Genomic DNA, 26,029 nt, shown 5'->3' on the forward strand with positions numbered 1-26,029 from the left:
GGCGCCTGCGGCCCGGCCTAGTGGAACCCGCGATTTTACTTTTTTAGTCCGGATCGGCCCGCATCCCCCTGCAAATCACCGCACGGCCGTGTGCTGCTCGCGCGCAAAACCCAGCACGCGCTGGCGAAACACATGGGCCAGCCAGGCCAGGGCCAGCCCCACCTGCACGGCCAGCGACAGCCACATTCCGCTGGTGACGGGCTTTGTCAGGCCGGCTGCCAGCGGCTGGGCCAGCACGGCGGCATCGGCCCCGGCCAGGCCAAAGGCCAGCAGCGGCAGCACGATGTTGACCAGCAGCCAGGTGACGGCAAACGCGGCCAGCGGCGATTTGATGCGCCCGGCCAGCAGGGAAAAGCCCGTGGCCAGCGCGGCATCGCGCAGCAACTGCGCCGTGGCCAGCGCCGCCAGTTGGGCCGCGCCCGGCACCATGGGCTGGCCGCCCGCGGGCCACAGCAGCCACAGCGCGCAGGCCAGCACGGCCAGCAGCCAGCTCACGGGCCACAGCGGCAGTGCTTCGAGCGCGCCACGCCAGCGCCCCTGCAGCACGCACCACTGCACCTGGCGCCAGCTGCGCAGGCCCTCGTCCATGCCGTGCAGGCAGACATAGGCCGTGCCCGCCAGCGCCAGCCCGGTGGTCCAAGCGAAGAAAGAGGCCGGGCCGGGGCCCTGCAACTGCATTGCATCGAGGTGCATGCCTCCAAAGGCCAGACCCGCCACGCACAGGCCCAGCGGCCAGGCCCAGGGCAGGGTGCGCACATCCAGCCGCGTGCACAGCAGCCGCCACAGGGCCAGCAGGCCCAGCCCCAGCGCGATGGCGCCGAACAGGTAGATGGCGCCGCGCCCGTGCAGCGGCACGGACCACCACAGCACAGGGCGGCCTTCTTCGCGGCCCAGCTGCTCGGTCAACCGGCCCAGGATGGGGCCGGGCAGCACCATCACGAACAGCAGCGGCACCAGCACGAAGCGGATGCGGCGCGCGGGCTGCTCCTTCGGTCCCCAGCCCATGAGCACGGAGTGCATGCTCCAGGCCTGCAGGGCCAGGCCCCACAGCACGGCCTGCAGCACGGCGTGCACGCCCCAGGCCAGCCCGCCCGGCTGGCCCGCCGAGGTGGCCAGCACGGCCAGCGCGCACCACAGCATGTACAGCCAGGCCGCCAGCGGGGCGCCCAGCAGTTTGCCCCAGGCCATCTGCCAGGGCGTCAGGGCCGACAGGCGCTGCCAGTCCCAGGTGTGCTGGTGCGCCTCTTCGTTGAGGCCGCGCCCGGCCAGCACGCTGCCCAGGCCGGCCGCGGCGATCCACATGCCGATCAGGGCGGCGACCAGCAGGGCATGCAGGCGGTCTTCGGGCTGGACCAGGACCATTGGCGTGGCCAGCAGCAAGGCGGTGAGCAGCAGGCTCCAGCCCAGTTGGGCGGGCCGCCAGTTGAGCCAGAGCTGGCGCTGGAATTCGGGGTTGTGCGTCATGGCTGCTCCGCAGGGCTGAGGGGGGCTGCGGCCTGCAGGCCGCGCGCGTAGCGGTCCTGCAGGCGCTCGCGCACAGGCGCCAGGCTGGCCACGGGCAGGCCGGCGCCAACCAGGCGGGCCAGCAGGTCGGCGCGTTCGCGTGGCGGCGTGGGCAGCCACAGCTGCAGATGGACCAGGCCCTGGTCATCGGGCTGCGGCACGGGGGTGTCGGGAAGGACCTGGTGCAGCTGCCGCGCCAGCGACCCGGCCGAGGCACCCAGGGGCGGCGCAAGCTCCAGCGCGTACAGCGCCAGCGGCACATCGCCGCCGGCGGCCGGCGCCTGAATGCCGCCGTGCAGGGCCTCGTGGCTTTCCACGCGGCCGCCGCGCAGGCTCAGGATGTGGGTGCAGTACTCGTCGAGTTCGCTGAGGATGTGGCTGGAGACGATCAGAGTCATGCCCTGGGCCTGCAGCGCCCGCATCAGCTGGGACAGGCTGGCGCGGGCCTCGGGGTCCAGGCCGCTGGCCGGCTCGTCCAGCAGCAGCACGCGCGGCTGGTGGACGATGGCCTGGCCGATGGCCACGCGCTGGCGCTGGCCGCGAGACAACTCGGTGGGCAGGCGCTCCAGCAGATCGGCCAGGCCCAGCTGCCCGGCCACGTGCGCCACGCGCTGCGGCGCCTCGGACGGGGGCACGCCCATGGACAGGGCCGCGTACTGCAGGCAGCGCCGCACGCTCAGGCGGTCATAGAGGCCGAAGAAATCCGACAGATAGCCCAGGTGCCGGTGCACTTCGCGGGGCTGCTCCTGCACCGCAATGCCATGCACCTCGACCTGGCCCGACAGCGGCTGGTCCAGCCCGGCGATGCAGCGCATCAGCGTGGATTTGCCGGCGCCGTTGGGCCCCACCAGGGCCGTGACGGTGCCTGCGGCGATATGGACGCTGACGCCATCGAGCGCGCGGTGGCCTGGGTACTCGAACACCAGCTGCGAAACCTTGATCAAGGCGAGCCCTCCCTCATTGCGTTGATGGCAGGCCGCAATGGCGGCACAGCGCGCCAATATAGCCCAGCGCTGCCACGCCGCGCCCTCGGCCGGGCGGCTTGAAATGCGCGCAGCCTGCTCCCATCTGGGGTGGCTGCCGCCCATGGCGTTCACGCCCTGGGCCTTGGAATTGCTGGAGAATCACACGGTCCGCATCGGAGGCATTCGGCCGCCGAACTCCGAACCGCCACAGTCCGCGCGCCCTGGCCGCGCGCCTTGCCACAGGGTCTGATCACATGATTGATGTCACCATTGAGAATTTCGAAGCCGAAGTCGTCGCCGCCTCCATGCAGGTGCCGGTGCTCGTCGACTTCTGGGCGCCCTGGTGCGGCCCGTGCAAGACGCTGGGCCCCATCCTGGAAAAGCTCGAAGTGGCCTACGAAGGCCGCTTCAAGCTGGTCAAGATCGACTCCGACCAGGAGCAGCAACTGGCCGGCATGTTCGGCATCCGCTCCATCCCGACCTGCATTCTGATGATGGGCGGCCGCCCCGTGGACGGCTTCATGGGCGCCCAGCCCGAAGGCAAGCTGCGCGAGTTCCTCGACAAGCACCTGCCCTCCGAAGGCGAGCTGGCCGCCGAGGCCGAAGCCGACGAGGCCCACCAGTTGCTGGAAGCCGGCGACACCCAGGCCGCCCTGCAAAAGCTGGCCGACGCCCTGGCCGCCGACCCGGCCAACGACGATGCGCGCTTCGACTACGTGCGCCTGCTGATCGCCACGGGCGGCTACGAAGAGGCCGGCGCCCTGCTGGCCGAGCCGCTCAAGCGCATTCCCCAGGCCACGCGCTTCGAGGCACTCAACCAGTGGCTGCAGTGCATGCTGTTCGTGCACAACGACGAGCGTGGCAACTGGGAGTTTGCGCAGTTCGACGCCGTCATCGCGCAGAACAAGCGCGACTTCGACACCCGCTTCGGCAAGGCCCGGGCCCTGGCCGCCGAAGGCCAATGGGCAGCCAGCATGGACGAACTGCTGGAAATCATCATGCGCGACAAGGATTGGAACGGCCAGGCCGCGCGCAAGCTCTACGTGGGCATCCTGGAGCTGCTTACGCCCCCGAAGCCCAAGAAGCAGGACGCCATCCCCGGCAAGAGCAGCGGCGGCATCGAGCTGCTGGGCAAGGCTGGCGCCGAGCAGGACGAAGCCACGCAACTGGTCAACAGCTATCGCCGCAAGCTCAGCATGGCGCTGAACTGAGACCGGCGCTGCACGGTGAAGAGACGGGGGAGCCTTGCGGCTCCCTTTTTTCATGGCGAGGGCTCAGGGTGCAACCAGTTCCTCGGCCTCATGCGCGCGGTGCAGCAACTGCACGAAGCCGGGCGCATCGGGCAGATGCACATCGGCCAGGCGCCTGACCGGAATGCCCGGGGACCACGAATTCATCACCACGGCGCCGGCCAGGGATGGCAGGTCGGCCCGGGTCAGCACGGCCTGGCGCTGCGCCACGCCCAGGCGCTGCAACTGGCGCCGCAGCATGGACTCGGTCGTGCCCGGCAGCACCTGGGCGCGCGGCCAGACCACGGCATCTCCATCCCAGAAGGCCAGGTTCCAGATGGTGGCCTCGCCAATGCGGCCGTGGCGGTCGGCAAAGGCGGCGTCGTCAAAGCCCTGGGCCACGGCGCGGCGCAGCAGGTGCGTCTTGGCCACCTCGCCCACATGCTTGAGGTGGGGCAGCATGCGCTCATGCTCGAACAGCGCCAGGCTCAAGGGCCCGGCGGGGCCCGAGGCAGGTGCCGAGGTGCGCACCAGCATGCGCGGCCGCGCATCGGCGGCCGTGAATTCCCCGGCAGGCGAGTACACCGTGGCGGTCAGCGACACATCCTGCGGACCACCGGCAAGCGCCGCCCGCAGCTGCGCCTTGACATGGTCATCGGACAAGGCCTGGCCGTACAGCTCCAGCGAGGCCTGGCGCAGGCGCTGCAGATGCAGGTCCAGCCCGCGCAGCCTGCCGCCGCGCACCTGCATAGCCGTGAAATGGGCATGGCCGGCAAAGGCCAGGGCGACGAGTTCGGCCGCCGTCGCGGGCTGCCCATCGATAAGGCTGGTGAAGAAAGAGGCGGTTTCCATGGGTTCATCCATCAAGTTTTCTTGATTGTTCGATGGCAGTCCCAAAAGAGGAAGCAAGTAGTATTCGGGGCTTCATCAAGAAAAATTTGAAGATCCATGCGCCAGCTTCCACCCGGCACGCGCGCTCTGCGCAGCTTCGAGGCTGCAGGGCGCCATCTGAACTTCACGCGCGCGGCCGACGAACTGGGGCTGACCCCGGCGGCGGTCAGCCACCAGATCAAGGAGATGGAGGAACAGCTGGGCCTCGTCCTCTTCACGCGCAACAGCCGCAGCATGCAGCTCACGCCCGCAGGCAGCGTGCTGCTGGAGGCCACGGCCGAGGCGCTGGGCCTGCTGCGGCGCGCCACCGGCCGGGCGCGCCCGCTGGCCCGGGGCGAGACGCGGCTGCGCCTGTCGCTGGGCGCGCGCTTTGCCACGCAGTGGCTGCTGCCCCGGCTGCCGCGTTTTCGCGCCGCGCATCCGCAGATCGAACTGAGCTTCGACATCTGCGACGAGGTGCGCGACTTCGACGCCGATGACATCGACGCCGCCATCCGCTTCGGCACCGGCCGTGATCCGCACACCCTGGCGGTGCGCCTGTTCGATGCCAGGGTGATCCCCGTCTGCAGCCCGGCCCTGCTGCAGTCCGGCCCGCCGCTGGCCCGGCCCGTTGATCTGCTGGCGCACACGCTGTGCCATGTCGATTGCCGGGTGGACGGCCAGGTCTGGCCGAACTGGCCCATGTGGATGGCGGCGGCCGGCGTGGAGGGCCTGGACGCAGGCCGCTGCATCGCCTTCACCGACTCCAGCCACGTCGTGCAGGCCGTGCTGGACGGCGGCGCCGTGGGCCTGGTCGAGCAGGACCTGGTGGCCGAAGACCTGGCCCGTGGCCGCCTGGTGCGCCTGTTCGACATCACCGTGGGCCTGGGCCCGGCCTACGCCTACCACCTGCTCTACCCCCGGCGCAGCCAGGGCCAGCCGGCCATCGAGGCGCTGCGTGCGTGGGTGCTGCAGGAGGCCGGGCTGGCAGGAGACGGGCCGCTGCCCGCCTGAGCCTGCGATTCAGGTCTTCGCAGGCTTGACCTTCTGGAACTGGAAATAGCCCTGGTTGAGAAGCACGGGCAGCAGCGGTGCCAGATAGACGATGAAGGCGCGTTCAAAAGCGTCCATCGCATGCTCTTCGGGCTCCCAGCCCAGCAGGGCGTGGACCACGGCGGGCTCGCGCCAGTACAATCCGGCCCAGATCAGCCAGAAGACCAGCATCGCCAGGCCCAGCCAACCGCGCCAGGCCGACTTGGGCTGGTCTGGCAGCAGGGCGGCTGCGGCGTTGTCAAAGCACAGGCTGCTGAACAGGGACACCACGGGTATGGCGAAGACCGTCAGCGGGATCAGCCAGGCGCGTTGCTCCAGGCTTAGCGCGCACACCGACAGGCAGAGGATGGCAATCACGAAGTGAGGTGACTGCGCCGTGCCCAGCACCATCAGGCGGTAGGGCAGCGCCAGGGTCCGTCGCAGGCCGATCAGCAGGATTTCGAGCATTCCCCGCAGGCTGGATGTGGCGCTTTGCCGCTCTCCATGGGCTTTTGCCTGGGTCTGGCGAAACCCATGCCATGCCAGCTCCAGGCGGTCGCCGTGGAAGCTGTGCACGATGGCACAGACCAGAAACCAGGTCGCGCCGGCCAGGGCTCCGGTCCAGGGCATGCCCTTGAACCATGGCAGGGCCTGCACGGCCAGGGCGCACCACAGCAGCAGAGGCGGCAAGGCCCTGCCAGCCGGGCTGGCGGGCAGCAGCGCCAGCCAGTAGGCAACCAGCACCAGCATCACGGCCACGAAGAGCAGCGGCGTGCTGTCCACCGAGGTGAAGAGCACGGGCCACATGCGGGCCTCCCAGATGCCGAAAATGGCCGTCGCCGTCACCATGAGCGCCACGGCAGTCCAGACCATCGCCAGCATCCTGTTGCGGCTGAGCCCCCCCTTCCACAGTGCCGCGTGCTGGGCGTGCTTGACGTGCAGCACCCCGCGATAGGCGTAGCCGGCCATCACGAACGTGCCATACCCGATGAGGAGGACCGCCATGAGTCGGACCCACCAGGGCTCATGGGCATATTCGCCCCAGGACATCAGCACGGACGAGAGAAAGACCACCAGGGCAGTCCGGAAGGCGCAGCCCATTTCCATGGCGTGGTCGGCAAGTGAATGCAGCGGCGGCTTCGGGACGCCGAGCGCATAGCGCTGCCCCGGGCTGAGCTCGTTCCACAGGCGGGCAAGCCGGCTGGGGGCGAGCATCGCCAGCAGGTAGATGCGCCACTTTGCAAGCTGCTGCACCAGTTGCCCGAACAGCGCGATTTGGCCGTAGTACTGCCTGAAGGCAGGATCGGGGTAGAAACGGGATTCCAGTTGGTCCAGTTGCTCCCGCAAGGCGGTGGCGCGGGCCTGCCCCATCCATTGCCAGGCGCGGAAATCCGTCTCCCAGGCGAAATACTCGGACAGGGCGCGCGCAAATGCCGGCGGAAGCTCGGGCACCTCGATCACCAACTGCGCAAACCAGTTGCAGGCGTCAGGACGCTGTGACAGGGGCAGCTTGTCCAGTTCCCGCCGCAGATTGGGCCAGCCGTTCAGCAGTGCATCAGGCCCTGCCTGTTTAAGGTAGTTGAGCGTTTCGTGCGCCAGATCCCTGGGCGGGATGAAGGCGGCTTCCTGTGCCTGGGGTTCTGCTGCGTCCGGGTTGCCGTGCAGAGGCTGAGTCCCGGGGCCCGGCGCCGGCTCCGACAGCGGTGCAGGCTCCTGTTCCTGCTGCGCAGGCTTGGCACTGGATACCTGCTCGACCGCAGCCGTGCTCGGCATCTGCGGATCGCCCGTGGCCGGTCGCCTGGCGTGCTGCAGGGCCAGGTCATAGGCCTCGCGCAGTGATTGATAGGCGGCCGCATCGTCATCGGGCCGCGTGTGCTTGAGCCTGGATGCGTAGGCCTTCTTGATGGCCGGCAGGTCGGTCGTGGCTTCAATGCCCAGTATTTGCCAGAAGCTCATAGCACGAAGCCCTTGTCGATGCTGTCCAGGTACTTCCTGAACTCGCCGCGCCACTGGCGGATCTGCTGCTCGTCCTGGCTGTCGAGAATGGCTTCGAAACGCGCCAGCGCGTGACCTATGTCCTGTCGTGCAGGGCCCAGCCTGTCTTCGTACAGCCGCTTGGCCCGGGCGACCAGATAAGCGTTTTCCTGTTTGTCGCGCGGATGGATCTTGAGTGCGCGCAGCTTGAGCAGGGCCTCCTGGATCTGCTCGTCGCTCAGGACATGATCGCTGCGCTTGATCAGCGTGCTGGTGGTCTGGCCGGTTGCCGGAATATGCCCTTCCACTTCGAGCAGACCATTGACGTCATAGGTGAAGCGGATATTGATGCTGATCTCGCCGCGTCCCTTCGCCGGTATCTCGACTTCCAGGTCGCCGAGTTTCAGGTTCTCGCTGCCCATGGGTGACTCGCCCTGGCGCACGTCGATGACGATGCGCGTCTGTCCATCCTGAACGGTGCTGTAGGTCTGGACACGCGATACCGGCACCGGCGTATTGCGTTCGATGATGGGTGAAAAGCGGTCGCTGTAATGCCGTCCATCGATATTTTCCGAACTCACGACTCCCAGCGAATAAGGCATCACATCGGTCAACACGATTTCGCTGAGTGCGGCATTGCGTGATTTGAGGCCGGCCTGAATGGCTGCGCCGTGTGCAATCGTTTCATCGGGATGGATGGTGCGCAGCGGCAGTCGGCCGAACAGGCGCGTGACCAACTGGCGGACCATGGGCATACGGCTGGCGCCCCCGACCAGTACCACTTCGTCCAGATTGGCAATGTCCAATTGCGCATCGAGCATGGCGCGTTCCAGCGGCCTGCGCAGTCGCTGCAGCAGGTCTGCGCAGCGGTTTTCATAGTCGACACGGCTGAGCGTCAATGCATGCGGCGTCTCCTGGTAGGTAAACCGCATTTCAGTCGACTCGCTCTCGCTGAGGTCGCGTTTGGCCTGTTCGGCGGCATGCCAGAGCCCCCCGTCCGAAGACAGGGTCTCCCGCGGAACGCTGCGCATGGCAGGCGTCTGCTCAATGAACCAATCTACCAATACCTGCGCGAAGTCCTCGCCGCCCAGGCGTGTGTCCCCGGCGCTGGCGCGCACTTCCACCACGCCTTCGAAGTACTCGAGCACGGAAACGTCAAAGGTGCCGCCGCCCAGATCGAACACCAGAAAGGTCGAGTGATCCGGCCTTTCCTGCAGGCCATAGGCGAGGCCGGCTGCCGTGGGCTCGTTGAGCAGCCGTTCCACCTTGATACCTGCCAATTGGCCAGCCGCCTGCGTGGCTTTGCGCTGTACATCGTTGAAATAGGCCGGCACGGTAATGATTGCCTCGGTCACGGGTTCGCCCAGATAGGCTTGCGCATCCGCCACCAGTGCGCCAATGACCAGCGCGCTCAATTCCTCGGCGCGCAGACGCTTGGGCCCCAGCACAACCGTGTGGTCCGTGCCCATCCAGCGTTTGAACGCCATGGCCGATTGTTGGGGATGCGTGGCAACACGTTCCCTGGCCGCCAGGCCCACCAGAATGGCACCATCGTCCGAAATGCTGATGGCCGACGGAGTCAGGAAATGGCCCAGCGAATTGGGTATGAGTTCGGTCTTGCCATCGCGATAAATGCTGATCAGGCTATTGGTGGTGCCCAGATCGATTCCAACTAGCATTGCGCTCCCTCTCAATGATGTGGGGAGGCATTTTGTCCGATGTCATAGGCCCCGACTATGGGATTTCGAGGGCTGGGCTGCCGCGATCAAAGAGTGTCGGCAAATCGCATCAACCCGCGCACCACGGCCTGCACGGCCGGGTCTTGTTGCGCGGCGCTGCGGCAGGCCAGGCCCAGCGGGCGTGTCAGGGCGGGGCTGAGTCCGCGCTGCTGCAGCGTGCGGCTGACGGCGTCCATGGGCTTCTCGCGCGGCAGGACCGTGGGGCCGTGGCCTGCTGCGACCAGGGCGCGTATGCCTTCGGGAAAGCTCATTTCCATGCGCGGCTGGGGCAGCAGGCCCGCCTGGGCGAACCATTGGGACAGCAGGCGGTGCATCTGGGTGCCGGCGGCAAAGCCAATCCAGGGCTGGGCGTTGAGCCATTCGGGCGTGATCTGGTCGGGCAGCGGCATCTGCGGCGGGGCAAACAGCTCCATGGGGTCGTTGCGCCAGGCCCGCATTTCCAGGCCTGAAGGCACGGGCTGGGGCAGCCCGACCAGGGCCAGGTCCAGGTGGCCAGTCGCCAGGCGCTGCATGGCCTGGGCGGAACTCGCGACTTCCAGGCGCAGTTCCACGCCGGGCGCGTGCTCGGCCAGCCATTGCAGCAGTTCGGGCAAAAGCAGGGGGCTGACGCCGGCCGAGGCGCCTATGCGCACGCTGGCGCCAAAGCCCTCGGCACGCTTGCGCACCTGGCGCAGCAGGGCCTCGCTATCAGCCAGCAGGCGGCGTCCGCCTTCGGCCAGCAAAGCGCCTGCGGGCGTCAGCTGCGCCTGGCGCTTGCCGCGCACCAGCAGCGGTGTGTCCAGGCGCGCTTCCAGCTCCTGGATGTGCAGGCTGACGGCGGGCGGCGACAGGTGAAGGGCCTGGGCGGCGGCAGCCAGCGTGCCCAGGTCGGCCACGGCCACCAGGGTCTGGAGCTGGTCAAGGTTCAGGCGTCGCATCAGGTTTCCTGAAGATGATGTTCCGAAGATTCGACTTTATCTAATCTGGGTGCGAATCCATCATCCCGTCCCGTATCAAGAACGAGGCCATGGAATGGAATTGAGCAATGCGGTGCTGGCCGCGGCCCTGGGGGCCGCGCTGATGAATGCGGGATGGAACAGCGCCATCAAGCTGGGCGGCGACAAGATGGTCGCCATGGCGCTGACCACGGGGCTGGCCAGCCTGTGGTCGCTGCTGGTGCTGCCCTGGCTGGACTGGCGCGCGGCGGGGTTGTGGGACGCATCGGTGTGGTGGTGGCTGGCGGCCTCGGTGGCCGTGCACACCGTCTACCACTTCGTGCTGCCGCGCGCCTACCAGCATGGCGAGTTCGGCGTGGTCTACCCGGTGGCGCGGGGCAGTGCGCCACTGTTCGTCACGCTGGGCGCGGCGCTGCTGGCCAGTGAGTGGCCGGGCGCGACCGGGCTGGCCGGCGTGCTGTGCCTGTCGCTGGGCGTGCTGGCGCTGTCGTTGCGCAGCGGCGCGGCCAGCGGTTATGGCGGCAGCGGCTATGCGCTGGCCACGGGAGCCATGATTGCCTGCTATACGGTCATCGACGGGCTGGGTGCGCGCGCATCCGGCTCCGCGCTGCTCTATGCAGCCCTGCTCACGCTGGGCGATGGCCTGGCCACGGTGCTGATCGTCGCCTGGCGGCGCGGCCCCGTCGTGCTGCGTGCCGATGCACGCACCTGGCGCCTGTGTGCCCTGGCCGCCGCCATGCAGCTGAGTGCCAGCTGGATGGCGACCTGGGCGCTGTCGCAGGCGCCCATGGGGCTGGTGTCTGCGCTGCGTGAAAGCAGCGTGCTGTTTGCGGGCTGGATTGCCGCCTGGCTGATGCGCGAGCGCCTGGGCCGCGTGCGCATGCTGGCCTCGGCGCTGGTGTTCGGCGGCATCGTGCTGGTGCGCTGGGGCGGTTGAGTCGCCCGGCGCCAACATCCGCTGCGTGCTCAGCCGTGGCTGATGCGCGTGCCCAGGAGCGTCAGGAACTGGGCGATCCAGGCCGGGTGTGCGGGCCAGGCGGGGGCGCTGACCAGGTTGCCTTCGGTATGCGCCTGGTCCACGCCGATGTCGGCGTAGGTGCCGCCGGCCAATTCGACTTCGGCACGGCAGGCCGGGTAGGCCGAGCAGGTGCGGCCCTTGAGCACGCCGGCTCCGGCCAGCAGCTGGGCGCCATGGCAGACGGCGGCCACGGGCTTGTTGTTGTCGAAGAAGTGGCGCACGGCGGCGCGCACGGCGTCGTAGTTGCGCAGGTACTCGGGGCCGCGTCCACCGGGAATCACCAGGGCGTCGTACTGCTCGGGCTTGATGTCGGCGAAGCTGGCGTTGAGCGTGAAGTTGTGGCCGGGCTTTTCGCTGTAGGTTTGCGCGCCCTCGAAATCATGGATGGCCGTCTTGATGTGTTCCCCGGCCTTCTTGTCGGGGCAGACCGCATGCACCGTGTGTCCCACGGCCTGCAGGGCCTGGAAGGGGACCATGGTTTCGTAGTCCTCGCAGTAGTCGCCACAGATCATCAGAATCTTCTTGCCAGCCATGTGCTTGCTCCTTCAGAAAAAGTCAGAGGAAGCGAACATTGTGGCAGCGTCGGTGACGCAGGCATGACCGGCTGCAAAAACGCAGGCCCGCAACGAAAAAGAGAGCCGAAGCTCTCTTTTGCGGGGAAAGGCGCGCGGGGCCGGGCTACGGCGGGCCGTCAGGCCGTCAGGCGCTGCAGGGCTTCGCGGTACTTGGCGGCCGTCTTCTCGGTCACTTCCTGGGGCAGGCGCGGGGCCGGAGCCTTCTTGTCCCAGGGCTTGCCGTTGACCTGGGCCTGCTCCAGCCAGTCGCGCACGAACTGCTTGTCGTAGCTGGGCGGGTTCTCGCCATTGGCCAGGGCCTGGGCATAGCCCTCCACGGGCCAGTAGCGCGAGCTGTCGGGCGTGAGGACTTCGTCCATCAGCACCAGTTCGCCGTTCTCGTCCAGGCCGAATTCGAACTTGGTGTCGGCAATGATCATGCCCTTTTCGAGGGCGATGGCCGCAGCTTCCTTGTAGATGCGGATGGCCGTATCGCGGATCTGGGAAGCCAGCTTCTCGCCGACCATCTCCACCGTGCGCTCGTAGGTGATGTTCTCGTCATGGTCGCCCATCTCGGCCTTGGCGGCCGGGGTGTAGATGGGCTCGGGCAGCTTGGCGGCGTTGGTCAGGCCTTCGGGCAGGGGCACGCCGCAGACCGAGCGCGATTCCTGGTATTCCTTCCAGCCGCTGCCGGCCAGGTAGCCGCGCACCACGGCCTCGATCAGCACGGGCTTGAGGCGCTTGACCAGCATGGAGCGGCCCGTGACCTGGGGCACTTCGGCGGGCGTGACCACGGACTCGGGCGCTTCGCCGGTCAGGTGGTTGGGGCAGATGTGGCCGAGCTTGTCGAACCAGAACAGCGCCATTTGCGTCAGCAGCTCGCCCTTGCCGGGGATGGGCTCGCCCATGATCACGTCGAAGGCCGACAGGCGGTCCGAGGCCACCATCAGGATGCGGTCATCGCCCACGGCATAGTTGTCGCGCACCTTGCCGCGCGCGAGCAGCGGCAGCGAGGCAATGTTGGAAGTGTGCAGGGCGGAGGGGCGGGACTGGGTGGTCATGTGAGGCAAGGGGCAATCTGGCAAAGAGGCTGCAGCGGCCGGATGGCTGCAAGCGGCACGCGCAGGAGCGCGATTCTAACCAACGGCGCCTCACGGTGACGGGCGGCCGTTGGCAAGCCCCACCCCAGGGGCGCAGCCTGGCAAACCCGCCGATTGTGCGCCCAATTGCATGGCGCGCAAAACCCGCCTCCAAGGCCCTGCACCGTCCTGCGCTATCGGCTTGCGGCGTTGCTTTTGGGCAGACCCCGGCGCATAGTGGATTCGCAAGCAAACGAATGCGCATTCCGGCCTGCAAGCACCTGTCCCTGCGGATCGTCTCCCGGTGGACCGGGCTGTCTTCATCCAGAGCAAGGAGTGTTTAGATATGAATCTGACGATTAGTGGGCATCACCTGGAGGTCACTCCCTCGCTGCGCAGTTACGTCATGGCCAAGCTCGAACGCATTCTTCGACACTTTGACCAGGTGGTGGATGTAAAGGTCTTGCTGACCGTTCATAACCAAAAGGAGAAGGAAAAGCGCCAACGTGCCGGTTGCACGCTGCGCGTCAAGGGCCAGGATCTTTTTGTCGAGACCTCTCACTTCGATCTCTACGCCGCCGTCGATGCGCTGGCTGACAAGCTGGACCGCGTGGTGGTGCGCTACAAGACCCGCCAGCAGGGCAGCCGCTATGGTTCGGCCAAGCGACTCGATGATGCTGGGCTGACCTTGGCGTCAGTCGGGTGACAGGTAAGGCGCCAGCCCTGTGCGGGCGCTTACAATACCTGCGCTTTTGTGGCTGATGAGCCACGCACGACCACCGCCCTTCGGGGCGGTTTTTGATGGGGGTCAGGGTTTCCCCACGGTTTCCGGCACTGCGGTGCATAATTGTTTCCCGAACCATGAACCGTCTTGCCTCCATCCTGCCCGCCGCTCAAGTGCTCGTGAGCGTCGACGTCACCAGCAAAAAGCGCGCTTTCGAAGAAGCAGGTCTGCTCTTCGAGAGCCTGCATGGCCTGTCCCGCGCACTCATCACCGACAGCCTGTTTGCACGCGAACGCCTGGGCTCGACGGGGCTCGGCCACGGCGTGGCCATTCCCCATGGGCGCATCAAGGGCCTGACCGCTCCCATGGCGGCCGTGTTCCAACTGGACAATCCCATTGGTTTCGATGCCCCCGATGAGCAGCCTGTGGGCCTGCTGATCTTTCTGCTGGTTCCCGAAGCGGCCACCCAGAAGCATCTGGAAATCCTGTCCGAAATCGCCGAGCTTCTCAGCGACAGCCAGCTGCGCGAGCGCCTGAAGTCCTGCGCCGATGCGGCCCGGCTGCATGGAATGATTGCCGGCTGGCAGTCCTCCGCTGCGCCCCTGGTCTAGTCTTCCAGACTTTTTCCTTCCCTTTTTCACGGGCCTTGCCATGAGACCCAGTGCCATCAGCGCCGATGTCCTGTTCGAGGAGTTCCGCTCCAGCCTGCGCTGGGAGTGGGTGGCGGGCCTGGGAGCCTCGGAGCGCCGTTTCGACGAGATGGCCGTGCGCTCGGCGCGCTCCGGCGCGGACCTCGTCGGCTACCTGAACTACATCCATCCCTACCGGTTGCAGGTGCTGGGCGAGCGCGAGATCGCCTATCTGAGCAATGCCACGCCGCAGGACTGCCAGCGCCGCGTGGCACGCATCGTCACGCTGGAGCCGCCCGTGCTGGTGCTGGCCGACGGGCAGACGGCGCCCGAGGCGCTGCTGTCCATGTGCGAGCGCGCCCACATTCCCATGTTCTCCACGCGCGAGCAGTCGGCCTTCGTGATCGATGTGCTGCGCGCCTACCTGGCCAAGCATTTCGCCGACCGCACGACCATGCATGGCGTGTTCATGGACATCCTGGGCATGGGTGTGCTGATCACGGGCGAGTCGGGCCTGGGCAAGAGCGAGCTGGGGCTGGAACTGGTGACGCGCGGCAACGGCCTGGTGGCCGATGACGCGGTGGACCTGTACCGCATCAACCAGACCACGATCGAGGGCAAGTGCCCCGAGCTGCTGCAGAACCTGCTGGAGGTGCGCGGCATCGGGCTGCTGGACATCCGCGCCATCTTTGGCGAGACGGCCGTGCGCCGCAAGATGCGCCTCAAGCTCATCGTTCACCTGGTGCGCAAGGAAACCATGGAGCGCGAGTACGAGCGCCTGCCGGCCGAGCCGCTGACGCAGGATGTGCTCGGCGTGCCCGTGCGCAAGGTGGTGATCCAGGTGGTGGCGGGCCGCAACATCGCCGTGCTGGTCGAGGCCGCCGTGCGCAATGCCATCTTGCAGCTGCGCGGCATCGACACCTACCAGGAATTCGTGCAGCGCCACCGCCGCGCCATGGAGCGCGGCGACACCTTCTAGCGACCTCTGGCGTCGCCGAGGGCGGGCCGCCTGTTGCCTGGCCCCCACTGTTTTCAACGCGATTGTTTGCTGGCCGTGCGCCCATGTTTGCGCGCGGTGCGTTGTTGCCGCTTTCTTAATAAGAATAATTCTCATTTTCTATAATTCGGGCAGATGCCGTATCCGGCCTGTGTCCGAGTGGCTCCGGGCTGGATGCGGCGCATTTCCTTCCGTCTCGAAAGCCCTCCCGGATGTCTTCCCGTACCCGCATCGGCCTGCCGCGCACAGGCGCCGTCAGCCCCTTCACCCCTGTTTGCACCCCTGTTTGCACGCTCCACCGCCTGGGCACCATCGCCCGTGTCTGCGCCATGGTGACTGCCGCGGCGCTGCCCGCGGGCGCCTGGGCCGCTGACGCCGAGCTGGGCGAGGTCACGGTGCGGGGCACCACCGATCCCCAGACCCTTCCCACGGTGGCCCCGGGCGGCCAGGTGGCCAAGGGGGCGGGCCTGGGCGTGCTGGGCCAGCGCGATGTGATGGACACGCCGTTCAACATCACTTCCTACACGGCCGAAGGCATTGCCAACCAGAACGCGGCCACGCTGATGTCGGTGCTGGAAAACGATCCTTCGGTGCGCTTCACCACCAACACCGGCCATGCCTACGAGAACTTCACCATCCGCGGCCTGGGTGTGAATGCCTCGGAGCTGGGCTTCAACGGCCTGTATGGCCTGGCGCCCGACGGCCACGTGCCCGTCGAGATGATCGAGCGCGTGGAGGTGCTCAAGGGCCCCGGTGCGCTGATGAGCGGCATGACGCCCGGCGGCGCCGTGGGCGGCACCATCAACCTGGTGACCAAGCGCCCGCTGGCCCAGGATCTCACGCGCGTGACCACCATGTTCAGCAGCGGCTCGCAGCTGGGCCTGCAGGCCGATGTCTCGCGCCGCTTCGGCCCCGAGCGCCGCCTGGGCATACGCGTCAACGGCAGCACCTCGAGCGGCGACACCGAGATCGACGGCCAGAACCGCCGCCATGGCCTGGGCGCGCTGGCGCTGGACTACCAGGGCGACGGCTTCACGCTCGGCCTGGATGCCTACAGCTACCGCTCCACCATCCGCGATGGCAGCCCGATGATGGTCAGCATGCAGAACCTCAAGCAGGTCATCGCGGCGCCCGACGCCACGACCAACCTGTTCCCCGGCATACACGCCAAGCAGCAAAGCGATGCGCTGATGCTGCGCGGCTCGGTGGACCTGGGCGCGGACTGGACGCTGTTCGGCTCCGCAGGCACGGCGCAGCATGCCTACGACGGCATGCTCAACGGCACGCGCGTGGTGCTGCGCGCCCAGGGCGACGGCTCGGCCGTGGGCCAGACCTACAACCAGTACGGCTATACCGACAGCACGGCGGCCGAGTTCGGCGTGCGCGGGCGCCTGCGCACGGGCGGCGTGAACCATCTGCTGGTGGCCTCCCTGAACTGGATGAACCAGAAGGGCGGGCGCGCGGCCGTGGCCACCAGCGCCAGCTACATCACCAACATCTACAACCCCGCGCCCATCACGCTGGCCGGCCCCTACGGCGCCATCAAGCAGGAGCGCGACGACGTGCTCAGCAGCCTGGCCCTGGCCGACACGCTGAGCTGGGGCGGCGATGCCGTGCAACTGACCGTGGGCGCACGCCTGCAGCGCGTGAACCAGAAGATGGCGGGCTACAACGAGCAGGCCGTCTCGCCCGCGCTGGGCCTGGTGGTCAAGCCCTGGGGCGATGCGGTCTCGCTGTATGCCAACCATGTGCAGGGCCTGAGCGCGGGCTCCATCGTCGGCGCCACCTATGCCAATGCCGGCGAAGTGTTCGCGCCCTACAAGACCAAGCAGTTCGAGATCGGCGCCAAGTGGCGCACGGGTGATTTCACGCAGACGGTCTCGCTGTTCCAGATCGAGCGGCCCTCGTCCGTGGTGGAGACCGCGACCAACCGCCTGCTGATGGATGGCGAGCAGCGCAACCGGGGCCTGGAGTGGAATGTCTTCGGCGAGCCGCTGCGCGGCACGCGCGTGCTGGGCGGCCTGGCCTACACCCAGGCCATCCAGAGCAAGACCCAGGGCGGCGCGCGCGATGGCTTCGGCGTCTACGGCGTGCCGCGCTGGACGGCCAACCTGGGCGGCGAATGGGACGTGCCCGCGCTGCCGGGCGCCACGCTCACCGGTCGCCTGATCTATACGGGCGCCCAGTGGGTGAATTCGGCCAACACGCTGAAGATGCCCAGCTGGACCCGCGTGGACGTGGGCGCGCGCTATGCCACCCGCATCGCGGCCAAACCCGTCACCTTCCGCGCCACGGTGGAGAACCTGTTCGACAAGTCCTACTGGGCCGGCAGCTTCAACGACAACTTCGCCACCACGGGCGGCCCGCGCACGGTGCGTGTCTCGGCCACGGTGGACTTCTGACGCCATGGCGCAAGCTGCACGACAAGGCCTGTGCCTGGCCGCCTCGCTGCTGTGCCTGCTGGGCGCAGCCGTCCATGCCGGTGAAGACATGACGGCAGCCGCATCGCGGCAGGCCCTGGCCGCACGGCCGGGCACGCTGGCGCCGGGCCAGGCGGCCACAGGGGTCCTGGCTGCCGGGGGGCGCGAGTCCTGGCGCGTCGATCTGCCCGCCGGCCACGTGGTCCAGGGTGAATTCGAAGGGCAGGGCGTGGCCCTGGACCTGGAGGATGCCCAGGGCCGGCACCTGCGCCGCCTGGCGCGGCCCGATGGCGGTGCGCAGTCGCTGATGTGGGTCACGGAGGGAGCCGGCAGGCAAAGGCTGGTGGCGCGCCACATCGCAACGGACGCGCTGATGGCCGGCGAGGTGAAATCCGCAGCCGGCCGCTTTGCGCTGCGGTTGACCTCCAGTCTTGCGCCGTTGGGCGCCAAGGCTGTGCAGGCCTCGGAGCGGCCTGCGCTGGAAAGCCCACGCCTACAGGCCCTGGCGCAGGCCATCCAGCGCGGCGCGGGTTCGGGCGTGGCGGCAGACGCCTTTTGGCGGCGCGTGCAGGAGGAGGGCACGCCGATGGTGGAGCCGCTGCCCGGCGGCCAGTCCCTGGTCACCTTCCTGTGGCGTGGCCAGCCGCGCGCCGGCATGCAGGGGGTTCGCCTGTTCGGCAGCCCGGCCGGCAATCACGATCCCTTGCAGCACCTCGACGGCAGCGATGTCTGGTGGGCCAGCTTCCGCATGGCCGACAACGCGCGGCTCAGTTACCGCCTGGCGCCCGATGTGCCGCTGATCGCAGGCTCGGCCATGGAGCAGCGCCGCGCCCTGCTGGCCACGGCGCAGCGCGATCCGCTCAATCCCAAGGTGTTTCCGCAGCCCCCCGAGGGCGGCTTCATCGACGCCTTCCAGGGCGCCTCCGTGCTGGAGCTGCCCAAGGCACCGCCCCAGCCCTGGGTGGCGCCGCGCGCGGGCGTGGCCCAGGGGGCGCTGGTGCAGCACCGCCTGTCCAGCCGCGTGCTGGGCAACAGCCGTGATGTCTGGACCTACCGCCCGGCGGGCGGCCAGGCGCCCGAGGCGCTTCTGGTGCTGTTCGACGGCAACGCCTATGCGAAGCAGGTGTCCACGCCCACCCTCATCGACAACCTCATGGCCGACGGCCTGATCCCGCCCACGGCCGTGGTGCTGGTGGACAACGCCAGCCCGCAGGCGCGCGGCAAGGAGTTGCCGCCCAACACCGCCTTCGCACGCTTTCTGGATGAGGAACTGATGCCCTGGGTGGGTGAACAGGGCCTGGGCCAGCCGGCGGCGCGCACGGTGATCGGTGGCTCCAGCTTTGGCGGCCTGGCCTCGGCCTATGCGGGTCTGGTCAATGCGCGCTGGTTCGGCAACGTGCTGAGCATGTCGGGATCGTTCTGGTGGTCGCCGGCCGGCGAGGTGCCGGGCTGGGTGCAGCGCCGCTATGCCCAGGAGCCACGCCAGCCCGTGCGCTTTTATCTGGATGCGGGCCGCTACGAGCGCGCACGCGGCGGGCAGGACGGCATCCTGGAAACCAACCGCCACCTGGCCGACGTGCTGCGCGCCAAGGGCTACGAGGTCACCCAGGCCGAGCACGAGACCAGCCATGACTACCTGCAGTGGCAGGGCTCGCTGGCCTGCGGCCTGGTGGCCCTGCTCAACCCCGGGCGCTTTGCCCAGGGCCTGCCGGCCTGCGAGCGCATGCCGGACGGCACGCCGGCACTTCCCTGATGCCGCAAAGGCCAATGTTTGAACTTCCTGGCAATACAGCAATCATTGCAAAGATGAACACCATGAATGCAAATCATTCCCGTCGCCGGATCCTGGCGAAGATGGGCCAGGGCCTGGGCTTGCTGGTAACGCTGCCGCTGGCGGCGCAGATGTCCCATGCCCAGACGGCAGCGGCTGGCAAGACCGTGACCGTGCCGCATGCCAAGGGCGAGATCCAGGTGCCCTTCAAGCCCGTGCGCGTGCTGGTGTTCGAGCTGGCGGCGCTGGACACGCTGCAGGCGCTGGGCGGCGAGGTGCGGGGAGTGCCCGAGTTCAAGATGCCGCCGCTGCTGGCCCGCTATGCCGATGCGAAATACGCACGCATCGGCAGCCTGTTCGAGCCCGACTACGAATCCATCAAGGCGCTGTCGCCCGACCTCATCATCGTGGGCGGCCGCTCCGAGGCCAAGTACAAGGAGCTGTCGCGCTTCGCGCCCGTGCTGGACCTCAGTGTCAGCGACCAGCACCAGATGGCGGACATCTACCGCAATATCCGCACGCTGGGCGCCGTCTACGGCCTGCAGGACAAGGCCGAGGCCGAGGTCAGGTCGGTGGAGCAGGCCATCGCCGCGCTGCATGGGAAGGCGCGGGACGCCGGCAAGGGGCTGGTGCTGCTGACCTCGGGCGGCAAGCTCAGTGCCTATGGGCCGGGTTCGCGCTTCGGCATGCTGCACGATGTGTTCGGCGTGAAGCCGGCCATCGACAACCTGACGGTGGCGCGCCATGGGCAGGTGGTCTCCTTCGAGTTCCTGCTCAAGACCAATCCCGACTGGCTGTTCGTCATCGACCGCGACGTGGCCATCGGCCAGGATGGCAAGACCGCCCAGCAACTGCTGGACAACCCGCTGGTGCGTGCCACCAAGGCATGGCGCGGCAAGCAGGTGGTCTATCTGAATGCGGCCAACTGGTACACCCTGTCCAACGCCGGGCCCGGCGCGCTGAAGGCCAATATCCAGCAACTGTCGGATGCCTTTGCCCGCACATGACCTCAAAGCATTGAGCCCGCCTGTCACCACCGCGGACGCCGCGCCCATGTCACGCCCCTCTCGCCAGGCCCTTGCCTGGCTTTTCGCGCTGGGCCTGTTGCTGGCGCTGTCGCTGGCCAGCCTGATGGTGGGCGCGGGCGACATGCACTGGAGCGTGCTGTGGTCGCGCAGCGAGGACGACCTGGCCAGCCAGGTGCTGGTGTACAGCCGCGTGCCGCGCACGCTGGCCCTGGTGCTGGCCGGCGCATCGATGGCGGTCTGCGGACTGCTCATGCAGATGCTGGCGCGCAACCATTTCGTGGAGCCTTCCACCGTGGGCACGGTGGAGTCGGCCAGCCTGGGCATGCTGGCCGCGTTTGTCTGGGTACCGCATTGGCCGGTGATGGCCAAGATGGGCATCTCGGCCGTGGCGGCGCTGCTGGGCACGGCGCTGTTCCTGGCCGTGCTCTCGCGCATCCGGCTGCGTTCGTCGTGGATGGTGCCCCTGGTCGGCCTGGTGCTGGCCGGCGTGCTGGAGGCAGCCGCCAGCTTTCTGGCGCTGCAATTCGACATGATGCAGGCGCTCAAGTCCTGGTCCAACGGCGATTTCTCGCTGGTGGTCCAAGGCCGCTACGAGTTGCTGTGGCTGTCGCTGGGCGTCACGGCCCTGGCCTGCCTGGCGGCCGACCGCTTCACCGTGGCGGGCCTGGGCGAGAGCTTTGCCACCAACCTGGGCCTGAACTACCGGCGCCTGGTGTGGCAAGGGCTGGTGGTGGTGGCCGTGGCCACCTCGGCCGTGGTGGTCACGGCCGGCAGCCTGCCCTTCGTGGGCTTGATCGTGCCCAACGTGGTGCGCCTGGTCCTGGGCGACAACGTGCGCCGCAGCGTGCTGTGGGTGGCGCTGATCGGCGCGGGCCTGACCGTGCTGTGCGACCTGGTCGGGCGGCTGCTGATCGCTCCCTATGAAATCCCCGTGGGCACCGTGCTGGGCGTGCTGGGCAGTGCCCTGTTCCTGGCGCTGATCCTGCGCCGCCGCAAGGACCGTGCATGAGCAGCGTGCCGCAATCCGTTGCTTCCGATGGGCCTGCAGCGCGCAGCTGGGGCCATGGCGCGCGCCTGGCGCTGCTGGGCGCGCTGGCCCTGCTGTGCCTGCTGGCCTTCATGACCGTGGGCGTCAAGACCGACTGGGCCTTCGTGCTGGAGCACCGGGGCGCCAAGGTGCTGACCATGGCGCTGGTGGCCTGTGCCATCGGCCTGTCCACCGTGGTGTTCCAGACCGTGTCGCACAACACCATCCTCACACCTTCCGTCATGGGGCTGGATGCGCTGTACCTGTTCGTGCAGGCGTCCATGGTGCTGATGCTGGGCGCGGCGGGCGTGTCCGCCATGGGCGAGGTCGGGCGCTATGCGCTCAACATCGTGCTGATGATGGGCTTCAGCGTGCTGCTGATGCGCTGGCTGTTCGTGGGCCATGCCAGCAGCCTGCATCTGATGCTGCTGGTGGGCATGGTGGGAGGCATCTTCTTTCGCAGCCTGGCCGGGCTGGCCATGCGCGTGCTCGATCCCAATGAGTTCACGGCGCTGCAGGACCGCATGTTCGCCAATTTCAACGCGGTGAACCTGCAGCTGCTGCTGCCGTCGCTGCTGCTGATTGCCCTGGGCAGCGCCTGGATCTGGCGCCAGCGCCGCGTGCTGGACGTGATCTCGCTGGGGCGCGATGCCGCCGTCAGCCTGGGCCTGGACTACGAGGGCCGCGTGCTGCGGCTGCTCGCCGTGGTGGCCTGCATGGTGGCCGTGTCCACGGCCCTGGTCGGCCCGGTGATCTTCTTCGGCCTGCTGGTCAGCAACATGGCCTATCACGCCATGGGCACGCGCCGCCATGCCTGGGTGCTGCCTGCGGCCGTGCTCTGGGGCTGCGTGCTGCTCATGGGCGGGCAGGTGCTGCTGGAGCAGCTTTTTCAATTCAATACCGTGCTGAGCATCGTGGTGGAGTTCCTGGGTGGAATCGTCTTCATCGTGCTGCTCATGCGCAAGGGGACCCAATGATCGAGGTGCGTGATCTGCTCAAGCGCCATGGCGGCACGGCAGTGCTGCAGGAGCTCAATTTCGATGTGCCCGAGCGGGCGCTGACGGCCATCATCGGGCCCAACGGGGCGGGCAAGTCCACGCTGCTGTCCCTGGTCAGCCGTCTCATGCCCATCACGGCGGGCAAGGTGCGGGTGGCCGGCCTCGACGTGGCCACCACGCCCACCGAGGCGCTGGCGCGCATCATGGCCATCCTGCGCCAGGACAACCAGAGCGCGCTGCGCCTGACGGTGCGCGACCTGGTGGGCTTTGGCCGCTTTCCGCACAGCAAGGGCCGGCTGGGCCCCGAAGACCTGCGCCATGTGGACGAGGCGCTGGAGTACCTGCAGCTCACGCCGCTGGCCGAGCGATTTCTCGACGAACTGTCAGGCGGCCAGCGCCAGCGCGCCTACATCGCCATGGTGCTGTGCCAGGACACGCCCTTCATCCTGCTGGACGAGCCGCTGAACAATCTGGACATGGCCCACGCCGTCAGCATGATGGGCCTGCTGCGCCGCGCCGTCACCGAGCGCGGCAAGACCGTGGTCATGGTGCTGCACGACATCAACTTCGCCTCCTGCTACGCCGACCACATCATCGCGCTCAAGGACGGCCGCCTGGCCGTGGCGGGCACGCCGGCCGAGGTCGTGCAGGACGAGGTTCTCAGCACCCTCTACGGCATCCCCGTCAGCGTGCATGAGGTCAAGGGCCGCAGGCTTTGCCATTACTTTGGTTGAACATGCGGCGTTTCGGGCTTGGCGCTTGAACCTGGCGCGGCCTGAGGCGAGGGACACCAAGCAAGGGCCTAAGCCGGCCGCGCCGCCCCGCCGCGAGGGTGTCGCCGGCTGCCCTTATGCCCCCCTCCCTCGCGAAGCGAGTAGAGAGGCGCCGTGCAACGGGGGGGGAAGGCGCGAAGCGACTCAGGGGGTGCTTTTCTTCTTCAACAGCATGGAATCGCCATAGCTGAAGAAGCGGTACTCCTTCGCAATCGCATGGCGGTACAGCGCCATCACCTGCTCGTAGCCCGCGAAGGCGCTGACCAGCATCATCAGCGTGCTCTTGGGCAGGTGGAAGTTGGTGATCAGCAGATCGACCACCTGGTACTCGAAGCCGGGCGTGATGAAGATGCGCGTGTCGCCGGAGAACTGGCCTGTCTGGGCCCAGGACTCCAGCGTGCGCACCGTGGTCGTGCCCACGGCGACGACGCGGCCGCCGCGCTGGCGGCAGCGTTCCAGCGCAGCCAGCGTGGCCAGCGGGATCTCGTACCACTCGCTGTGCATCTGGTGGTCGGCCAGGTTCTCGGTCTTCACGGGCTGGAAGGTGCCGGCGCCCACGTGCAGCGTGACGCTGGCGCGCTCGATGCCGCGCTCGGCCAGGCGGGCCAGCACGGCGTCGTCAAAGTGCAGGGCGGCCGTGGGCGCGGCCACGGCGCCGGGGCGGGCCGCGAAGACGGTCTGGTAGCGCTCGCTGTCTTCGGCGGCATCGGGGTCGTTGCCGGTGTCCTGGTGGCGCTCGATATAGGGCGGCAGCGGCAGGTGGCCGAAGCGCTCCATCAGCTCGTGCGGCGTCTCGCCGCGCGGGCCTTCGAAGCTCAGGTGGAACAGCGGGCCGTTCTCGTCGGGCCAGCGGCCGCGCAGCACGGCGTCGAAGCCGCCGCGGTTCTTGCCGCCGCACAGGTGGATGCGTGAGCCGGGCAGGGGCTTCTTGCTGACGCGCATGTGGGCCACGACATCGTTGCCTTCGAGCACGCGCTCGACCAGCAGCTCCAGCCGGCCGCCGCTGGCCTTCTCGCCGAAGATGCGCGCCTTGAGCACGCGCGTGTCGTTGAACACCAGCAGGTCGCCGGGCTGCAGCAGGTCGGGCAGCTCGTGGAAGATGCGGTCGATGGGCGGGGTGGCATCGTCGCGGCCGTCGAGCAGGCGCGAGGCGCTGCGCTGGGCGGCAGGATGCTGGGCGATCAGGTTCTCAGGAAGCTCGAAGTCGAAATCGCTGAGCGAAAACACACGGGACAGGGAGGACATGCAGTGCTTGAGGGCCGGACATGGCCCGTTCCAAGTTCGTTGAACGGAAGTCCGCCATTGTCGCAAACCCTGGGGTCATCCCCGGAATTTCGCGGCGGTCACTTGGCCATCTGGGCCTGCGTCTGGGGCTGGCGCTCGAACTCCAGCCACAGCGTCTCCAGATCCGGGAAGTCCCAGTTCGCCGGGTCTTCGCGCGCGATGATGCGGTCGTTGCCCTGGCTCTCGGACAGGTCCTCGATCTCGGGCGTGACGCGGCAGGCCTGGCGCAGCGAATAGAACACCTTGACGCGCGGCGCCAGCAGGCTGCCCGGCGAGGCATCGACCACGACGGCCAGGCGCTGCGAATGCAGGCGCACCAGCGAGCCCAGCGGATAGATGCCCACGGTCTGCACGAACTGCTCGAACAGCCGCTTGTCGAAATGGCGGGGGCTCCACTCGGCCATGCGCCGCAGCGCCTCCGAGGGCGGCCAGCCCTTCTTGTAGGGCCGGTCCGAGGTGATGGCGTCGTAGACATCGCAGATCGCCGTCATGCGCGCCAGCAGGCCGATGTCGCCCTGCTGCAGTCCGTCGGGGTAGCCGCTGCCGTCCACCTTTTCGTGGTGGTGCAGGCAGGCATCGATGACCTCGTCATCCAGGCCCAGCGGGCGCAGCAGCTGCTCGCCATGGCGTGGGTGGGCACGCATCAGCGCCCATTCCGCATCGTCCAGCGGCCCGGGCTTGTTGAGCACGGCGACCGGGATCGCGGTCTTACCCAGGTCATGCATGAGACCGGCCATGCCGGCCTTGCGCAGGCTGTGGTCGTCCAGGCCCATGCGCTTGGCCAGGGCCACCATCAGCGCGCACACGGCCAGGCTGTGCATGTAGGTGTAGTCGTCGGCCGTCTTCAGCCGTGCCAGGCCGATCAGGGCGTGGGGATTGCGCGCCACGGAGGCCGTCACATCGTCCACCAGCTGCCCGGCGGCCGTGGCGTCCACGGGCCGGCCCAGCCGCGCGTCGCTGAACAGGCGGCTGAGCAATTGCTTGGCCTGCACGCAGGTCTGGGCGGCGCGGCGCAGCTCGGTGGCGGTGGAGATGGGGGCCGTGCTCTGCTCGGAGACAGGGCGGGCGCTGTCCGGGATCTGGTGGCGAAGCTCGTCCTGCGGGTCAAAGCGCAGGCAAGGCACCTGGACACCCACGTCCAGGCCCTTGCGCACGTCGATCCAGACCTCCTGGATGGAGGTGGAGCGCAGGCGCTGGAGGTCGGCCTCGGAACGGAGCAGGAAACGGGTTCGCCAAAAAGGATGCTCCATCCAGGAGCCGCAGAACTCGTGCAGGAACATGCCCAGAGTGACATGCTGGACATTGATACGCTTCAACATGGCATTCGGTGGCGGGGTAACACTACGTAACGTCAGCGTGCATGGTAGCGGCTTCCCCAGAGACCCGGGGCCTCAAGGGTGCTTTGGGCAAGGGCATCCGGCATGAACGTGGCGTGTTGCCTACACCTGTATATTCATACACTATGCTGCATGCCCGCCCA

At 67.9% G+C, this 26,029-nt stretch carries 22 protein-coding genes; 12 read left to right on the forward strand and 10 right to left on the reverse strand.

What is annotated here, in order from left to right; translation table 11 throughout:
- Nucleotides 1-75: 75 nt before the first annotated feature.
- Both INR38_RS08260 and INR38_RS08265 read right to left on the reverse strand, forming a co-directional pair.
- Nucleotides 76-1,464 carry a hypothetical protein gene (locus INR38_RS08260; RefSeq protein WP_207443016.1) on the reverse strand — a complete coding sequence of 463 codons (1,389 nt, stop codon included), beginning with the start codon at nucleotides 1,462-1,464 and terminating at the stop codon, nucleotides 76-78.
- Nucleotides 1,461-2,447, reverse strand: coding sequence for an ABC transporter ATP-binding protein (locus tag INR38_RS08265; RefSeq protein WP_207443017.1), 987 nt, complete (start codon nucleotides 2,445-2,447; stop codon nucleotides 1,461-1,463). The genes INR38_RS08260 and INR38_RS08265 overlap by 4 nt, the downstream gene beginning before the upstream one ends.
- A 275-nt stretch (nucleotides 2,448-2,722) precedes the next feature.
- Between INR38_RS08265 and trxA the strand changes: the two genes are divergently transcribed.
- Nucleotides 2,723-3,679, forward strand: coding sequence for a thioredoxin (trxA, locus tag INR38_RS08270; RefSeq protein WP_012202925.1), 957 nt, complete (start codon nucleotides 2,723-2,725; stop codon nucleotides 3,677-3,679).
- 63 nt (nucleotides 3,680-3,742) lie between these two features.
- On the opposite strand, the gene INR38_RS08275 is transcribed toward trxA, so the two are convergent.
- Nucleotides 3,743-4,549: an aminotransferase class IV family protein gene (locus tag INR38_RS08275; RefSeq protein WP_207443018.1), complete on the reverse strand. Its 807-nt coding sequence runs from the start codon at nucleotides 4,547-4,549 to the stop codon at nucleotides 3,743-3,745.
- A 96-nt stretch (nucleotides 4,550-4,645) separates the two neighbouring features.
- Between INR38_RS08275 and INR38_RS08280 the strand changes: the two genes are divergently transcribed.
- Nucleotides 4,646-5,581: a LysR substrate-binding domain-containing protein gene (locus INR38_RS08280; protein WP_207443019.1), complete on the forward strand. Its 936-nt coding sequence runs from the start codon at nucleotides 4,646-4,648 to the stop codon at nucleotides 5,579-5,581.
- 9 nt (nucleotides 5,582-5,590) lie between these two features.
- On the opposite strand, the gene INR38_RS08285 is transcribed toward INR38_RS08280, so the two are convergent.
- From INR38_RS08285 to INR38_RS08295, 3 genes are all read right to left on the reverse strand, one after another.
- Nucleotides 5,591-7,555 carry a J domain-containing protein gene (locus tag INR38_RS08285; protein WP_207443020.1) on the reverse strand — a complete coding sequence of 655 codons (1,965 nt, stop codon included), beginning with the start codon at nucleotides 7,553-7,555 and terminating at the stop codon, nucleotides 5,591-5,593.
- Nucleotides 7,552-9,252 (reverse strand): molecular chaperone HscC, encoded by a 1,701-nt coding sequence (locus INR38_RS08290; protein ID WP_207443021.1) that lies wholly within the window; start codon nucleotides 9,250-9,252, stop codon nucleotides 7,552-7,554. The genes INR38_RS08285 and INR38_RS08290 overlap by 4 nt, the downstream gene beginning before the upstream one ends.
- Nucleotides 9,253-9,338: 86 nt before the next feature.
- A complete protein-coding gene (locus INR38_RS08295; RefSeq protein ID WP_207443022.1) occupies nucleotides 9,339-10,229 on the reverse strand; it encodes a LysR family transcriptional regulator in 891 nt (296 codons plus the stop codon).
- A gap of 94 nt (nucleotides 10,230-10,323) precedes the next feature.
- On the opposite strand from INR38_RS08295, the gene INR38_RS08300 reads away from it, so the two are divergent.
- Nucleotides 10,324-11,184, forward strand: a complete 861-nt coding sequence (locus tag INR38_RS08300) for a DMT family transporter (protein WP_207443023.1) — start codon at nucleotides 10,324-10,326, stop codon at nucleotides 11,182-11,184.
- A 29-nt stretch (nucleotides 11,185-11,213) separates the two neighbouring features.
- Here the strand turns inward: INR38_RS08300 and INR38_RS08305 are convergent, their stop codons facing one another.
- A complete protein-coding gene (locus INR38_RS08305) occupies nucleotides 11,214-11,798 on the reverse strand; it encodes a DJ-1/PfpI family protein (RefSeq protein WP_012202930.1) in 585 nt (194 codons plus the stop codon).
- A 158-nt stretch (nucleotides 11,799-11,956) separates the two neighbouring features.
- Nucleotides 11,957-12,880 (reverse strand): phosphoribosylaminoimidazolesuccinocarboxamide synthase, encoded by a 924-nt coding sequence (locus INR38_RS08310; protein ID WP_012202931.1) that lies wholly within the window; start codon nucleotides 12,878-12,880, stop codon nucleotides 11,957-11,959.
- 364 nt (nucleotides 12,881-13,244) lie between these two features.
- Here INR38_RS08310 and raiA point away from each other — a divergent pair, with 364 nt between their 5' ends.
- The 9 genes from raiA to INR38_RS08355 all read left to right on the forward strand — a co-directional run bounded on the left by raiA (nucleotide 13,245) and on the right by INR38_RS08355 (nucleotide 23,226).
- The gene (raiA, locus tag INR38_RS08315) at nucleotides 13,245-13,604 is read left to right on the forward strand and encodes a ribosome-associated translation inhibitor RaiA (RefSeq protein ID WP_012202932.1); all 360 of its coding nucleotides are present in this window, start codon (nucleotides 13,245-13,247) and stop codon (nucleotides 13,602-13,604) included.
- Between the two features lie 155 nt (nucleotides 13,605-13,759).
- The gene (locus INR38_RS08320) at nucleotides 13,760-14,233 is read left to right on the forward strand and encodes a PTS sugar transporter subunit IIA (RefSeq protein ID WP_013804474.1); all 474 of its coding nucleotides are present in this window, start codon (nucleotides 13,760-13,762) and stop codon (nucleotides 14,231-14,233) included.
- A gap of 40 nt (nucleotides 14,234-14,273) precedes the next feature.
- Nucleotides 14,274-15,230 (forward strand): HPr(Ser) kinase/phosphatase, encoded by a 957-nt coding sequence (gene hprK, locus INR38_RS08325; protein WP_012202934.1) that lies wholly within the window; start codon nucleotides 14,274-14,276, stop codon nucleotides 15,228-15,230.
- A gap of 230 nt (nucleotides 15,231-15,460) precedes the next feature.
- Nucleotides 15,461-17,650 (forward strand): TonB-dependent siderophore receptor, encoded by a 2,190-nt coding sequence (locus tag INR38_RS08330; RefSeq protein ID WP_207443024.1) that lies wholly within the window; start codon nucleotides 15,461-15,463, stop codon nucleotides 17,648-17,650.
- A gap of 4 nt (nucleotides 17,651-17,654) precedes the next feature.
- Entirely contained in the window at nucleotides 17,655-19,421 is a 1,767-nt protein-coding gene (locus INR38_RS08335) for an enterochelin esterase domain-containing protein (protein ID WP_207443025.1), read from the forward strand.
- Nucleotides 19,422-19,435: 14 nt separating this feature from the next.
- A complete protein-coding gene (locus INR38_RS08340; protein ID WP_207443026.1) occupies nucleotides 19,436-20,446 on the forward strand; it encodes a siderophore ABC transporter substrate-binding protein in 1,011 nt (336 codons plus the stop codon).
- A gap of 46 nt (nucleotides 20,447-20,492) precedes the next feature.
- Nucleotides 20,493-21,476, forward strand: coding sequence for an iron chelate uptake ABC transporter family permease subunit (locus INR38_RS08345; RefSeq protein ID WP_063328031.1), 984 nt, complete (start codon nucleotides 20,493-20,495; stop codon nucleotides 21,474-21,476).
- Nucleotides 21,473-22,471: an iron chelate uptake ABC transporter family permease subunit gene (locus INR38_RS08350; RefSeq protein ID WP_063327443.1), complete on the forward strand. Its 999-nt coding sequence runs from the start codon at nucleotides 21,473-21,475 to the stop codon at nucleotides 22,469-22,471. Before INR38_RS08345 ends, INR38_RS08350 begins: the two co-directional genes overlap by 4 nt.
- Entirely contained in the window at nucleotides 22,468-23,226 is a 759-nt protein-coding gene (locus INR38_RS08355) for an ATP-binding cassette domain-containing protein (protein WP_197953804.1), read from the forward strand. Before INR38_RS08350 ends, INR38_RS08355 begins: the two co-directional genes overlap by 4 nt.
- A gap of 183 nt (nucleotides 23,227-23,409) precedes the next feature.
- Here INR38_RS08355 and queA read toward each other — a convergent pair whose 3' ends face one another.
- Together queA and INR38_RS08365 are read right to left on the reverse strand one after the other, a co-directional pair.
- The gene (gene queA / locus INR38_RS08360; protein ID WP_207443027.1) at nucleotides 23,410-24,510 is read right to left on the reverse strand and encodes a tRNA preQ1(34) S-adenosylmethionine ribosyltransferase-isomerase QueA; all 1,101 of its coding nucleotides are present in this window, start codon (nucleotides 24,508-24,510) and stop codon (nucleotides 23,410-23,412) included.
- Nucleotides 24,511-24,608: 98 nt separating this feature from the next.
- Nucleotides 24,609-25,868 (reverse strand): HD-GYP domain-containing protein, encoded by a 1,260-nt coding sequence (locus INR38_RS08365; RefSeq protein WP_034389930.1) that lies wholly within the window; start codon nucleotides 25,866-25,868, stop codon nucleotides 24,609-24,611.
- Nucleotides 25,869-26,029: the final 161 nt, after the last annotated feature.

The organism is Delftia sp. SD018, assembly GCF_017355445.1.
GTDB classification, from domain to species: Bacteria; Pseudomonadota; Gammaproteobacteria; order Burkholderiales; family Burkholderiaceae_C; genus Comamonas; species Comamonas acidovorans.